Annotated in this window: 16 protein-coding genes; 11 read left to right on the plus strand and 5 right to left on the minus strand. The window is 61.1% G+C overall.

The window, feature by feature from the left end:
• Window positions 1–5 precede the first annotated feature (5 nt).
• A complete protein-coding gene (locus ACQE3M_RS14200) occupies window positions 6–956 on the plus strand; it encodes a hypothetical protein (RefSeq protein WP_011222457.1) in 951 nt (316 codons plus the stop codon).
• Between the two features lie 36 nt (window positions 957–992).
• Here ACQE3M_RS14200 and ACQE3M_RS14205 read toward each other — a convergent pair whose 3' ends face one another.
• Window positions 993–2,357, minus strand: coding sequence for a restriction endonuclease (locus ACQE3M_RS14205; protein ID WP_011222458.1), 1,365 nt, complete (start codon window positions 2,355–2,357; stop codon window positions 993–995).
• A 137-nt stretch (window positions 2,358–2,494) separates the two neighbouring features.
• Here ACQE3M_RS14205 and ACQE3M_RS14210 point away from each other — a divergent pair, with 137 nt between their 5' ends.
• From ACQE3M_RS14210 to ACQE3M_RS14240, 7 genes are all read left to right on the plus strand, one after another.
• Complete coding sequence (locus tag ACQE3M_RS14210; protein ID WP_011222459.1) at window positions 2,495–2,941, plus strand: hypothetical protein; 447 nt, start codon at window positions 2,495–2,497, stop codon at window positions 2,939–2,941.
• Window positions 2,942–2,973: 32 nt separating this feature from the next.
• Complete coding sequence (locus ACQE3M_RS14215; protein WP_430506198.1) at window positions 2,974–3,492, plus strand: DUF6166 domain-containing protein; 519 nt, start codon at window positions 2,974–2,976, stop codon at window positions 3,490–3,492.
• 78 nt (window positions 3,493–3,570) lie between these two features.
• Complete coding sequence (locus tag ACQE3M_RS14220; RefSeq protein WP_103992924.1) at window positions 3,571–4,257, plus strand: DUF6166 domain-containing protein; 687 nt, start codon at window positions 3,571–3,573, stop codon at window positions 4,255–4,257.
• A complete protein-coding gene (locus ACQE3M_RS14225; protein WP_268806888.1) occupies window positions 4,257–4,388 on the plus strand; it encodes a hypothetical protein in 132 nt (43 codons plus the stop codon). The genes ACQE3M_RS14220 and ACQE3M_RS14225 overlap by 1 nt, the downstream gene beginning before the upstream one ends.
• Window positions 4,385–5,050 carry a hypothetical protein gene (locus tag ACQE3M_RS14230; RefSeq protein ID WP_103992925.1) on the plus strand — a complete coding sequence of 222 codons (666 nt, stop codon included), beginning with the start codon at window positions 4,385–4,387 and terminating at the stop codon, window positions 5,048–5,050. Before ACQE3M_RS14225 ends, ACQE3M_RS14230 begins: the two co-directional genes overlap by 4 nt.
• Window positions 5,047–5,589: a hypothetical protein gene (locus tag ACQE3M_RS14235; RefSeq protein WP_430506199.1), complete on the plus strand. Its 543-nt coding sequence runs from the start codon at window positions 5,047–5,049 to the stop codon at window positions 5,587–5,589. Before ACQE3M_RS14230 ends, ACQE3M_RS14235 begins: the two co-directional genes overlap by 4 nt.
• A gap of 166 nt (window positions 5,590–5,755) precedes the next feature.
• Entirely contained in the window at window positions 5,756–6,916 is a 1,161-nt protein-coding gene (locus ACQE3M_RS14240; RefSeq protein WP_240728576.1) for a hypothetical protein, read from the plus strand.
• A gap of 42 nt (window positions 6,917–6,958) precedes the next feature.
• Here ACQE3M_RS14240 and ACQE3M_RS14245 read toward each other — a convergent pair whose 3' ends face one another.
• Window positions 6,959–7,513: a peroxiredoxin gene (locus ACQE3M_RS14245; protein ID WP_089649945.1), complete on the minus strand. Its 555-nt coding sequence runs from the start codon at window positions 7,511–7,513 to the stop codon at window positions 6,959–6,961.
• Between the two features lie 101 nt (window positions 7,514–7,614).
• Window positions 7,615–7,959 carry a winged helix-turn-helix transcriptional regulator gene (locus tag ACQE3M_RS14250; protein ID WP_089649946.1) on the minus strand — a complete coding sequence of 115 codons (345 nt, stop codon included), beginning with the start codon at window positions 7,957–7,959 and terminating at the stop codon, window positions 7,615–7,617.
• Between the two features lie 78 nt (window positions 7,960–8,037).
• On the opposite strand from ACQE3M_RS14250, the gene merA reads away from it, so the two are divergent.
• Entirely contained in the window at window positions 8,038–9,492 is a 1,455-nt protein-coding gene (merA, locus tag ACQE3M_RS14255; protein WP_103992927.1) for a mercury(II) reductase, read from the plus strand.
• Window positions 9,493–9,495: 3 nt separating this feature from the next.
• On the opposite strand, the gene ACQE3M_RS14260 is transcribed toward merA, so the two are convergent.
• The gene (locus ACQE3M_RS14260) at window positions 9,496–9,903 is read right to left on the minus strand and encodes a CopG family ribbon-helix-helix protein (RefSeq protein WP_011222470.1); all 408 of its coding nucleotides are present in this window, start codon (window positions 9,901–9,903) and stop codon (window positions 9,496–9,498) included.
• Window positions 9,904–10,006: 103 nt separating this feature from the next.
• Here ACQE3M_RS14260 and ACQE3M_RS14265 point away from each other — a divergent pair, with 103 nt between their 5' ends.
• A complete protein-coding gene (locus tag ACQE3M_RS14265; RefSeq protein WP_103992928.1) occupies window positions 10,007–10,828 on the plus strand; it encodes a sulfite exporter TauE/SafE family protein in 822 nt (273 codons plus the stop codon).
• Here the strand turns inward: ACQE3M_RS14265 and ACQE3M_RS14270 are convergent.
• Complete coding sequence (locus ACQE3M_RS14270; RefSeq protein ID WP_103993006.1) at window positions 10,775–11,374, minus strand: ArsR/SmtB family transcription factor; 600 nt, start codon at window positions 11,372–11,374, stop codon at window positions 10,775–10,777. The genes ACQE3M_RS14265 and ACQE3M_RS14270 overlap by 54 nt on opposite strands.
• Before the next feature lie 131 nt (window positions 11,375–11,505).
• Between ACQE3M_RS14270 and ACQE3M_RS14275 the strand changes: the two genes are divergently transcribed.
• On the plus strand, window positions 11,506–13,454 hold a 1,949-nt coding region (locus ACQE3M_RS14275), incomplete at its 3' end, for a heavy metal translocating P-type ATPase (protein WP_430506200.1).

Here is a 13,454-nt window from a genome sequence, read left to right on the forward strand (position 1 = left end):
CCCAGATGATTTCGAAGGCCGGACTCGCCGTGCTTGACGCGCTGAGTACCGGCCGTGAAGCAACACCGGCGGAACTCGCGGCCGAAACCGGATATTCACGAGACCATCTGTACGACGTACTCAACGAATTGCTCGCAGCGGGATTGCTCACAGAAACCCGTGGGTCCAGCAATCAGCGTCGTGTCCGCATCGCGGAACATCCAGTTACCGAAGCGTATCGAACGCTGCAGTCGGAGTTCAGCCACGTAGACTGGACGGAACTGCTCTCCCCAGCCACACTCCGCGTGTGTTGGTATCTCGATAGACCACGACACATCGCTGATATCGCAGACCGGCTCGGAATCACTCGACAAGGTGTCCACAGCGCGTTATCACCGCTCAAGCACCGAGCACTACTCTCCAGATCTGATTCGAAGTACGCCCTTCATGACGAAGTCTCGCCGCTGTTGGCGTTCGCCCGGGCTACTGTAGAGCACGAACATCGAGCCCGAGTCCGGGAAATCGCTCCCAGTGCCACGATCGCGTGGTGCGATCCGAAGCGAGCACTCGTTCGCCTGCAGACCGACGAGGATACGGACGCACTCCAAGCAGCTCCGGACTGGGAGATGACCGGACTGGGTCGGTTTACAGCGTATGGTCTACAGTTTTTCCTCGCCGGCGAGCCTCCGTTCTGGTATGCTCCGGACGAAGACCTAACGCCTGCTGAAGTCGTATGCCATACGCTCCTTCTGGATAGCGGATCTAGGCGGGTCAGCTATTCGATGCTGCTGATCGAGGCGGAGGATATCGATCAGGAGACACTCGTCGAGACCGCACAGTGGTACGACCTGGAACCCACTGTGAAAGCGTTGTATCGGCCACTTCAGGGCGACTTCGACAGAACAGATGATCTGCCAGTCATCCTCCCAAAAAAGAACGAATATATGGCACTCAAAGACCAGTACGGAGTCGCGTAACACCAACCACGCAGTCTGGCGGAAAATTGCGATGGGTTAGATGATGCCGCCGATCACGAGTAGTCCGACGACGAGCAGCAGCGTCGCAACCACGCTCCCTCCAGCAAGCAGCTTGTTCTCCATCGCCTTCTCGTGGAGGGGCATCTCGGCGTACTCCTTGCGGAACGCGTCGAGGTTCTCCTCGTCGTAGAAGTACTTCCTCTTCAGCGCGAACCGTTCGGTCACCGCACAGCCGGTACAGACCGGCTCCCCTTCGAGCCGTTCGGTCTTGATGTGGGTGTCGCAGGCGATCGCCCCGCAGTTCGGACAGTAGGTGTACGTCTCGTCGACGCCGCTCGTTTCGCAGTGGACGCAGCGATGAATCCCGTCCTCCAGAGTGACCCGTGAGGGGCCAGCAGCATAGTATTCGTACGGATACGAGTACTCCAGTATCTCTGTCGTCTGCCGAACCTCAGGTAGATACACCGGCTCAATCGATTGCACTGAGATGTCCGAGAGATTCGGCTCACAGGTCTTGTTGTACGTGACGTTATTGTCGCCGGTGTAGGTCACCGTCGTCGTGTGGTAATCCTGGAGGCGGTCAACAGCCCACTCCTTGTACTCCGTTTGGGTCTGGCCGAACCGTCGTTCGTCGACGTCGTCGAATACCTCGGTAAACTGCCCGGTATCGAGGGGGACCGTCGCGTGGAAGTTCTCGGTGACCAGCGTCGCGACTTCGTCGTCGGCCACCTTCGGATGGCCGCGCTCAGCGTGGACAACGAACTGTGTGCGGTCGTTGATCCGGTGGATGACACCGACTGAGGTCTCGAAGACAGAGTTCGTGTCGGCGGTGATCGCAACCACTGGTCGGAACGTCACTTGCGAGTGCGGCACCGGCAGATCCGCGGCCTCGATGTTCTCAATGTCGCGGAACGCCTCCTGGACAGGTGCGTCGACATCCGCCGCCGGATCGTACGGTCGGAGCGTCTCGTCACAGAGGATCTCGATGCGCCCGTTGTAGAGATCGAGACCGATTTCGTCGGCGATCTCCCGAAGGTCCTCGCCGTCGATCAGCTCGATGGGATAGGGATCGTCGTTCCGCTGGAGCCGGTCAGCGTACTCCTCGGCAGGGTTCGTAAATCGACCTGTGGTGGCGACCATCCCTCGCTTCGGGCCGTCGAAGTCGAACGTCGCGATGGCCGAGTGCAGCTTCTGGACGACCGGCCGGCCGACCGTCCCGGTGTGCTTGCACTCGACGATGATCGCCCGTCGCGTGCCGTCGACGATCTCCTCCATGATGACGTCGCGCCCCTCGTCGGCCGTCCGCTCGGCCTGGCGGACGTTTTCGTAGCCGAGGTTCCGGAAGACGTCCTCCATCAAGTCCTCGAACTCGAATCCCGAGAGGTCGTCCAGTACAGCCATCCGAATGTAATTGGACAGTATCTTGCTATGACTATATACGTTGCCGACGGTGGCGACGAAGTCGCGACGACGTGAGCGCTGGTGTTGTTGTTCGTCCCGCAAGGGGTGCGGGACGACACATTCGTCCCGGATTACCGATGAGTTCTGAGAGCAACAGCGAGAGCGCCCCCGACAACTGGTGGTTGCAACGCCGAACAGATGACGACCATTTCGTGTTCGCCTACGAGTTCTCGAAATCCGTCCTTTGCCACGTCCAGCAACCCTCGGACTGGCTGGTCCGGATCGATCGAGCCGATGGGACGATCCTCTTCAGTCAGCACGACCTCCGGTCGCGAGCAGCGGCGTTCGACCTCGCCAAGAGCGTCATGGAGCTCTGTACGATGCTCCATCGGGAGGTCGTCACGGAGCGAAGTCAAGCGCGAAAACCGATGTACGTCGGGCCCCGACCAACCGAGGCCGCGAGTGGGAGCAATCAGGGAGCCGGACCTGGTCCAGATACCGCCCGTCGGCCGTCGGATTCCTTCCCCCGCCAGCCCCCAGAACGACCACGAGGTATGGGTCACTGGGAGGGTGGGTTCCGATGACCGGCGGACGAGCGTACCGCGGTGAACGCTGTATGGGTGGACAGCTGGTGTACACGCCCGATGGCGACGTACTGGACAAGCACCTCCACGTCTTGCGCCGCGCTCCTGGTGGATTCGACTGGGGACCGGAGGCCGACGAGGCCTGCATCGATCAACTCGCGATCGCGCTGCTGGCCGATTCAGCGACGAAGAAGATCGCACTCGACCACTACAAGGAGTTCGCGCAGTACCTGCGTGAAGAGCTCGAGGGTGACGAGTGGCGGCTCCCGACCAGCGACATTTCGGCCGATACCTGGTCGCGAGACATCGACGTGGCTGATGAGACGCCCTCACCGGAGGACGTCGACATCACGGCAGTCGATTTCGACGAGATGACCTTCGCGGTCGAGCGAGCGCTCTGCGAGCAGCACGACATTAGCATCCACCAGAGCGTCGACGACCGCCGCGAGGAACTGGAAGACGCCCGCCAGGCAGTCCAATCAGAAACTACCGACTCGGAGGAGTCACAGACCGACACCGGCGGGTTCGAGTTCCCCGCAGCTAGCCAGTAGGGACGGTGAGGGCGTTTCCGGCTCTGTTTGTAGAACCCCCGAGAGGGGTGCGGGGGTCACCACTCCCGCAACGTACCGATGAACGGGAACGCCCGACGCACCACGTCGAACGTAGTCCAGACAGAAGCGCTCGCTAACCGTCGCGACGACTCCGTCGAATACGTCGGCTTTCGCATCGACGGCCAGGCCGTCGTTCTGAATCTCTCCGAACACCAGCGTCTCACTCCCGATCGAAGTCTCGATCTGGTCAACCACAGCCCGACAGGCTTCGAGTGGGGATACGCTGGAAGCGGGCCCGCACAGCTCGCCTGTGGGCTCCTCCTCGACTACTACAACGACGCCCAGATCGCGAGAGAACACTACATTGGGTTCCGGAATTGCGTGATCAGCCAGCTCGAGTGTGACGGCCCGGCGGCGTGCTGGCACCTCACCGGCGAAGAAATCGACGCGGCGATGGCGACGATCGCCGACGACGTCGTCGCCCTTCCCGACGGCGGGGGGCCGTCACCGACACTCCCCGAGAACTGGCGAACGGTCACTCGCCCTGACCGGCGAGTCTTCCAGCGGGCTGATCGCGACCACTACATCGTGCTTGGGGAGGGAACCGACGGCTGGCTGGCCGTCCTCTGTAATCAGGGCGATCGCGCCTATCCGGCACCCCTGGCGAGCCGGACGGTTTCGGACGATGCCGATGTCGAGCAGGCCATCCGGGCCCTGGTCGACGAGAGCAACAACCTCATCGAGCCACCGGAGGGGGAGTGCTGATGGAGACAATTCGGCTGTCACGAGCCACCCACCAGCTGCTCGAACGCGGGGTCGAGGCGCTCGAGAAAATCGGTCGCGAACTGGAGCGGTACAACGACTGGCAAGAGCAGACTGACGGCACCGACTCGTGACTCAGACACGTTCTCCCGGCCAGCGGCGGAGTACCGGGTTCCAGTACACGCGCACTCCCGAGGGGTGCTCGTGTCCCATTCATCGCGACGGCCAGCCGGTCACGGCGCCGCTCGGCCTGCGGTTCGCAGAGCGCGTCCATATCGAATCGATCCCACGGCACGTCGCCGGCGCGATCTACGAAGCCCATCATTCCTATATGGACAGTGTCCCGCGGACGAACCTCGTTCATCACGGGCTCTGTTACCAGGACCAGCTACTGGGTGCGATTACGTGGCGCTATCCACTGATTCGCTCGCTGGACTACGACGGCACGCGATACGAGGGTGACGAGATCGTCGAGGCAGCACGGATCTGCATCGGCGTCGACTTCCCGAATCTCGCCTCCGCCGCCCTCGCCCGGTCGATGGAACGATTCGTGCGTCGGCACGGTCGGCGGCGAGGCGTTCGCCTTCTGCTGACGTTCGTGCGAGCTGACTTCGACGGCTCGATGATTAAAGCGCTCAGAGACAAGGGCTGGCACTGCGCCGGGAAAACGGAACCCGGACAGGCAGGTAACCGGCCCGACAAGCAAATCCGAGAGCGGCCGAAGTGGCGGTTCCTCTGTGAAGTTCCTGATGAGTCTGAGCGGGAACAGTCCTCACTCGGACGGTGGGCTCCGTGACTACGAATGCTCGTCTCGATGAGTTTGCAGCAGAGGAAGACTCGGACAACCAGCCGGAGCGCGATCCATCTGTAGTCGAGCGACTGTTGGACCCGATATCACCGGCCCAGGGGCTGCGACTCATCCCCGGCCAAGGTGACCCGGTGTACCTCCAAAACAGGGGAACTGAACGCTACCTGTTCCGGGATGCCCACGAGCGGTGGTTCATCCTCCAGCCCTCGGCCAAGGAGTCGGTCGACGACTTCGTTCGCTGGGTGTATCTCCCCGACGGCAAACCCGCCGAGATTGCCCGGACAGCGATCCGTCAACGGACGGTTCGCGGCTACCGGTACGTTCAGCGAAGCGGAGCTCCCGAGCCGGTTGGGACGACGGTGACAGCGATGTACGTCAGTGAGCCCTGGTCCGACGATGTCTACGAGTGTGGATCCTGCGGAGCCGAGTTCGAGTCGCCCCATGCTCACGCCCTTCACTGCTGGGAGGACCATCCCTGGGTTCCGAACCCGGAGCAGGTTCGGCTACGCCGCTCCAGCACCGAGTAACGACAGTGCGACAGTTTCCCGACGGTGGTTCGATTAACCAACAGACAGCCGCTTCCTAGGTTAGTGTTGGTTAACGTGGTGTTGTTGTTGCGCCCGGCAGAGGGGCGCAGGGCGCGAGACGATGCAGGCAGCCGTCGATGAGCGTTCCTGCGTCGAGGTGACTACGATGAAAGACCCAGAGTCGAGAACCATCTTCGCAGGCGTCGATGGACGTACCGACACCGAACTACCCGAGTGGTATCGTCAGCGTCACGGCGGCAAAGACACCGTGAGCTTCGCTGAGGCGATCCGCGACCTCCCGCAGGCCGTCGAGACGACCGTGGCGTACCAGAATCCGTACACCGACGAGTGGGTCGAGACGGAGCGGTTCAACGCGCTCGTCGAGCCGAGTCGCGCTCGAGAGCAGGCCCGTGAGGAGGACGCCGAAACGGATTCTTTGTTCCATATTCCGACCGACTCGTACTCGATCATCAACCCGGTCGACGTCTACGGCCCTCTGGAGGAGGTCCTTCGGGAGGAGACTATCGACCGAACGCCGCTGGGTGACGTGATGTTCGGCGAGATTCGTCGCTACCGGGGCGGCGGCGAGGTCCATATGGACATCATGTTCGACGGCCTCGAAGTGCGCCTTCCCGGCCGGTCGGACCCGATCACGATGGGCGTCACGTCGGGCTACGACTTCTTCGGTGAGCACGCCGTCTACGTCGAGGGGTTCGCCCAGGACGGGTACTGTTCAAATACGATGCGTTCGCTCACCGACAAGGAGGTCATCAAACACGTCGGCGACGTGCGGAACTTCCGCACCTGGTGGGAGGAGCTTCTCGCACAGGTCGAACTCGTCGCCGACGACCTATTCGAGTTCATCCGGGACGCCCAGGACATCGACCTCGACTTCTCGGAGCTCCCGTTCACCGTCACGGAGTTTTACAGTCTTCTGGGCTTCCCGGACTACCTGGCCGAGCGCGCTGCGAGTGATGCGGAGGCCAACGCGACCTCCCCCGTCGAGATCGATATGTGGACGCTGCATTCCGGCGCCACGTACGCGCTCACCCACTTCTTCCAAGGCAAGGAGGGTGCGTCGCTGGACGGCTACGTTCGCACGGCCAACGACATCCTGTTCAACCCGGAGGGCACCATCGAGCGCGTCGAACGCGCTTACGAGGAGGAGCTGGAGACAGACGGCGATGACGGGTCGCAGGCGTCGCTCGCCGGCGAGCGCGCGCTCGCGAGCATCGAGCGCATCAGCGACGATCTGCAAGAGAAGGTCAACCAGTTCGAGGAGCGCGAGGACGCGCTTCGTGAGCGGTTCCAAGATGCCATGAGCTGATTGTCGGAGCGGCGTTCACTGATACAATCCTAAAATAGCAGTCTACGTTAGAGATTCCGGTTCCTCGTTATATTCGACTACTAATTCGACATCCTCAGGACCGAATTCATCACGTTCCGCTTCAAGCGTATCAAGAGCGTCTTTAACCGGGAAGAAATCCGGCTTCTCGAGTGCATCTTCTGTCGCCCAGGCGTATCGAATCGTTTGCTCGGAATCAATGAGAAACACGGCACGCTGCGGGACGCGCTCGTGGTTCTCCCATTCATCATAACAGATGTCATATGACTCGGCAACCCGCCCGGAACTATCACTAAGTAACGGGAAATTGAGGCCGTATTCCTCGGCGAATGCTCGATGGGCGTAGACGCTGTCACCAGAAATTGCCCAGACATCGAGAGCGGGCGTTAGCTGAAACCACTCTGCATCGCGAATCGCACACAGTTCGTTTGTACAAATAGGACTGAAATCAAACGGGTAAAATACCAGCAACGCAGCCCGATCATTGGCTGTTGACTCATCCAAGCAGTACCCGGTTTGTTCTCCGTCACGGAGACCCGGAAGAGTAAATGACGGTGCAGACGCTCCCTCGTTTATCATACGACATAGTAGCACACGAAGACAGGATAGTCATTGGGTCAGCACTCCGATCTGAATTGCTCACCACTTGATGTGGGATGAAATTCACTAAAGTCCGTACGTCAGGAGTTCGCCGTCGCCCACTCAAGAAGCGGTTCTAATCTCGAACGAATCTCATCACCCTCGTCAGTTAGCGCGTATTCGACGCGTGGTGGAATTTCGTTGTACTGCGTCCGTGAGACGAGTCCTGCCTCCTCGAACTCGTCGAGTCGTTTCGAGATTGTCGAGGTACTCGCCGTCGGGAGGTGCTCCTCAATCTCCGCGAACCGCAGCGAATCGTGTGCGCCGATGATGCTGACGAGTTGCATCGCGTATTTCCGGCTCAACGTGTCGATGACACCCGTGAGCGGACAGTAGCACGTCCCCTCGACATCGCACGCGGGCGCCGATGACGTAGTGTCTGCCATAGCTTCGTGGCCTCCAACCTACTCCATAGCTTCGGACTCTGGAGTACAAGAACTTCCCGTCGTAAAGTATAGGCACAGATGACTCAGACAGCCGACTACGATCTCGTGATTCTCGGTGGCGGCGCCGCAGCCTTCGCCGCAATCACCGAAGCGAGTCGACGCGATCTCTCGACAGCGATGGTGAATACCGGCTTGCCCATCGGCGGGACGTGCGTGAACGTCGGCTGTGTTCCGAGTAAGCATCTCCTTGCCGTCGCCGAGAGCGGAGCTGCAGCGTCGGAGAACCCCTTCGACGCCGTTCGATACCCCGAGGAGCCGACCGTCGATTGGGCCGCCGCCCTCAACGACACCGACGAACTCGTCGAGCGGTTCCGGCAGGAGAACTACGTCGACGTCGCCGAGCACTTCGAGATCGACATCTACGAGGGGTACGGCCAGCTGGTCGACGATACTACCATCGAGGTCGTCGACGGCGCCGACGAGGGCGCACACATTACTGGGAAGAAGGCCCTCGTCGCGACCGGCAGTTCACCGTGGGCGCCGCCCATCGACGGCCTCTACGACGTCGACTACTACACGAGTGAGACCATCCTCGAGGAGCGCGACCTTCCCGAGAGTATCCTAATGCTCGGTGGGGGATACATCGCGCTGGAGTGGGGACAGATCCTGCACCGTGTCGGCATCGACGTGACGGTTCTCCAGCGCTCCGACCGCGTCCTCTCGGACATGGAAGGCCAACTTGGTCGCGAGATGCAGCGTGCATTCGAGGAGGAGGGCATCGAGGTGATCACCGGCAACGACTTCCAGCGCGTCCGCACGCTAGCAGCCGACGGCGGCGCCGAAGCGATTCAGTCAGGCGTCGCCGTCGAAACGACCATCGACGGAGACGAGCGAACGGTCACCGGCGACGCGCTGTTCGTCGCGACCGGCGTCCAGCCGAATAGCGAGGGCATCGGCCTCGAAACGGTTGGGATCGAAACGAACCCCGACGGGACGATTCGTGTCGACGAGTACTTCCAGACGACGAATCCCGACATCTACGCGGCGGGCGACGTGATCGGCGAGCCCGAACTGGAGACCGTCGCCGCCAAGGAGGGCAATCACGCCGTCAAGAACGCGTTCGGCAACGAGGGCGTCAGCATCGACTACGACGCGGTGCCAGCAGTCGTGTTCACCAGCCCGGAAGTCGCCGCAGTCGGGACGACAGAACGCGAGTATATGGACGAGCACGGCACCTGCTCGTGCCGAACCGTCCAGATGGCGGATGTCCCGCGAGCGAAGGCCGTCGAGAACACGGATGGCCTCGTCCAAGTCGTCAAACACCACGAGACTGACGAGATCGTCGGCGTCCACATGGTCGGCCCCCGTGCCGCCGACATAATTATGGAAGCCACGCTTGCGGTGACGTTCGGCCTCACGGTCGACGACATCATCGACACCGTCCACCCGTTCCCGACGTTCTCCGAGGCGTTCAAACAGGCCTGTCAGGCGTTCCGACGGGACATATCGACGATGAGCTGCTGTATCGAGTGAATCTCACTCCGGGTCGGCCGGCGCAGTACTGCGGAGGAGCATCGTCTTCACACGACCAACCCCATCGAAATCACGGAGCCGATACACGAGTTCCCGCACCCGCGCCGCATCGCCATGACAGAAGACGGTCTCTAAACACCACTCGCCCTGGTGGGTATGGCTCATCGTTTCGATGACGTCCTGAAACTGGTGCTGGGCCGAATGGAGATCGTGAATCACCTCGTGGTGCTGGTAATCGAATGCCAGTACAGCGACGACCTCGCCTGAAACCTCCTCGAGTTGTGAATGTCCCTCGATGTATTCCTGCATCGCTTCACGAATCGCCCGCGAGCGGGAGTCCAACCCCTCAGCCTGCCATGTCTCGTCGAACTCCTCGAGAATGTCCTCAGACACGTTCAAGCTCGTGCGCATACTCCCCAATTGATCCCCTACTGTCTTGACCCCTCGATTATTACGGAATTCACGTTTCAGTCTTAACAACCGCTATACAGCGCAGGGATAGAGGAATATATGAATGCTCCACGGCGAGGCGTTTCCACTGTTGGTCGGCGCGATTGCGCTCGGATTCGTGCACGGCATCGAGCCCGGACACGGATGGCCGGTCGCCGCGAGTTATGCACTCGATCAATCCAATAAGTGGCTCTACGGACTCGCCGCCAGCTCGCTGATCGGCATCGGCCACCTCATTAGCAGTCTGGCGATGGTCGGCGTGTTCTTCTACGCGAAATCCTACTTTCAGCTGACCCAAGTGAACGAGCCGATCTCGATTCTTGGCGGCGTTTCCATCGGCGGTCCAGTCAGCATCGTCGCAGGCGTCTTACTCATCGGACTCGGGATTCGAGAGTACACGCACGGCCATTCTCACCAGCACGAGGACAGCCACGGACACGACCACGATGAGCATACGGAGGAGCAGTCGAGCCACCACAGTCACGGCACGCCACCCACGCACGAACACTCCCCGGATGGGCTCCTTACACGGGTGAAAATTCGGCTTGGAAAAATCGGAGGGCACTCCCACGAGCACGGGACCGATCCGGCTCCTGACGCCGACCGCGGACTCCTCGGAATCGCCTGGTTCGCATTCGTCCTCGGGTTCGCTCACGAAGAAGAATTCGAGATTATCGGCCTCTGTGCCGGTTCGACGTACTGTCTGGAGCTGATGACTGCGTATGCGCTGACGGTCATCGTCGGCATTGTCGGGTTAACGATGCTCCTCATCGCCGGCTATCAGGAGTACGAAGAAACAGTCGAGCGGTATACACCGTACCTGCCGCTGTTCTCAGCGACCGTCCTCATCGTCATGGGACTCGGCTTCATCGCCGGCGTCTTCTGAATCACGCCGAACACTCTCCAGCGTCCCATTCTCAGTAAGGTCAATAAGCGCGCGATTTAGCAGTTCACGGAGGACGAACTCCTCGTAATGCTGTGTTGCACAGTACTCGCACGGCTTCATTTCTCGTGCCACCGCTTCGATGTCGTCGCCGTGCTCCCCATAGAGCGTCTCAACGAGCCCTGCTAATTCGGCTGCCGCGGTTTCCTGCGCCCCAGCGAGCGTCTGCTCAGCGTCCTCTGGTAGGTCATACGAAAAAATCCGCGTGTTCGACTTGTAGTACTTCCGCGTCCCCCCACCAGCTTCTTCGAGCCGGGCAATCTCGACCATCCCCGCATCCTTCAGGACGTTCACGTGGTGGCGCACCGTCGTCTCCGCCTTTTCTTCGCCACGACGATGCAGTTCGTCGTGGATCTCCTCGATCGTCATTTCCTCGGTTGCGAGCATGTCGAGGATCTTCACCCGGACATCGTTCTCCAGTGCCTTCGCTTTCTCCGGGTCCGTCGTCACGACTTCGCGGATCGGCACGTCAGATTCGAGGAGCGCCATTCTTGTGACGACATAGACGGACAACGACAGTAAGAGTAACGCCATTCCAACGACAGTGGTAGTATGATATCGAGACCGCTATAACTCTCGTCATAATGGTTATCCGCGTCGCACGATAACCAACAGGTACGATGGGAACGACACACGACCAATTCAACGTCGGGGGGATGTCCTGCTCGTTCTGTGCCGAGAGCATCAAGAAGGCCTACAGTCGAACCGACGGCGTTGAGGACGTCGACGTGAGTCTTGCCCACGAGGAGGTACTCGTCCAGTACGACGACAACCTCTTGAGCGAAGTCGAAGTGAAGGACACACTCCGGGACCTCGGATATACCATCCGCGACCCGGATAAAGCGAAGCGTTACGAACAACAGCAGGCCGAACTCGCCGACGGGAAGCGTCGCCTCCTCCTCGCAGGCGGCGCATCTATCGTTGTCGCTGCCCTGATGGGATGGATGATTCTCGTAATGGGACGCTTCGAGTCGGCATCGCTCGCGATGGATCTGGTGACTCTGGGGCTGGCGCTTGGGACGATGTTCGGCCCCGGACGGTATATCAAACAGAAGGCGTTCCAGAGCCTGCGCCGGGGGATCTTCAACCAGCACGTCCTCCTGGAAGCGGGCGCGTTCGCAGGGCTCCTTGGTGGACTGCTTGGCCTGTTCGTGTTCCCTGGCTTCCCGACCGTCCACTTCTTCGCCGTCTCCGTGTTCATCACCACCTATCACATCCTTTCGGAGTACACCAGCCTCATCGTCCGCACGCGGGCTTCCCAAGCTGTCCAAGGCCTTCTCGACCTCCAGCCCGACACGGCACGCCGCGTCAGTGATGACGGTGATGTCGAAGAGGTCCCTGTCGACGATCTCGACGTCGATGATCGCGTCCGGGTCAAGCCCGGCGAGAACATCCCCGTCGACGGGGAGGTCGTCGAGGGTAAATCCACAGTCGACGAGTCGGTTGCCACCGGTGAGTCCATCCCCGAGGAGAAGGCCGAAGGCGACGAGGTGATCGGCGGCAGCGTCAACGAGACCGGGACGCTGCTCATCGAGGTAACTGCAACCGGCGAGGACGCGTTCCTGAACCAAGTGGCCCGCGAGATTGAGGAGGCGCGGGCGATGAAACCCGGCATCATCCAGCTCGCCGACCGCGTCCTCAAGTACTTTGTCCCAGGCGTCTTGACGATTGCCGCGCTCTCGTTCCTCTTCTGGGTGGTCGCACCGCTCGCGTGGGGAGCAGACCCCAACGTCCAGCGCGGCGCGTTCGCAGCGCTGGCTGTCCTCGTGCTCGGCTATCCGTGTGCGCTCGGGATGGCGACACCGCTCGCCCTAATTCGGGGTGGCGGGAAGGCGGCGAACCACGGCATCCTGATGCGCTCCGGTGACGCCTTCCAGATATTCCCCGACGTCGACCACATCGTGTTGGACAAGACCGGCACCATCACCGTCGGCGAACCCGCCGTCAGTGAGGTCGTCGCGTTCGGTGCCGACGAGGTGGATGTACTCACGACTGCGGCCAGTGCAGAGGCGTTCTCCGAGCATCCTCTCGCTGATGCGATCCTCGAGTTCGCCGACGAGCAAGATGTCGAGTACGCTGACCCCGATGATTTCGACTCCGTGACCGGCAAGGGCGTCCGGGCAACCGTGGCCAGCGACGACGTGCTGATCGGGAAACCGGGATGGCTTAGCGACGAGGGGATCGACCTGTCGAAGGAGGGCGACGACATTGAGCGACTTCAGGGCCGCGGCCTCACCGTTGCCGGAGTTGTTCGTGATGGTGACCTCATCGGCCTGATCGGCATCGGCGACGAAATCAAAGCAGACGCCGCCGAGACCAGCCGGCGGATTCGCGACGCCGGCATCACGCCCGTGATGATCACCGGGGACAACGAGCGCACCGCCAACGCGGTCGCCGACGAGGTCGGCATCGACCGCGTTATGGCAGACGTCTTACCCGACGAGAAACGCGAAGAGATCGGTCGCCTACAGGAAGCCGGCCACCGCGTAGCCATGGTCGGCGACGGCATCAACGACGCTCCCGCACTCACGCAGGCCGATATCGGGATCGCCATCGGCGCCGGGACCGA

Source organism: Halosubterraneus shenae (assembly GCF_050510935.1).
In the GTDB taxonomy this organism is placed as follows: Archaea; Halobacteriota; Halobacteria; order Halobacteriales; family Haloferacaceae; genus JBDGPU01.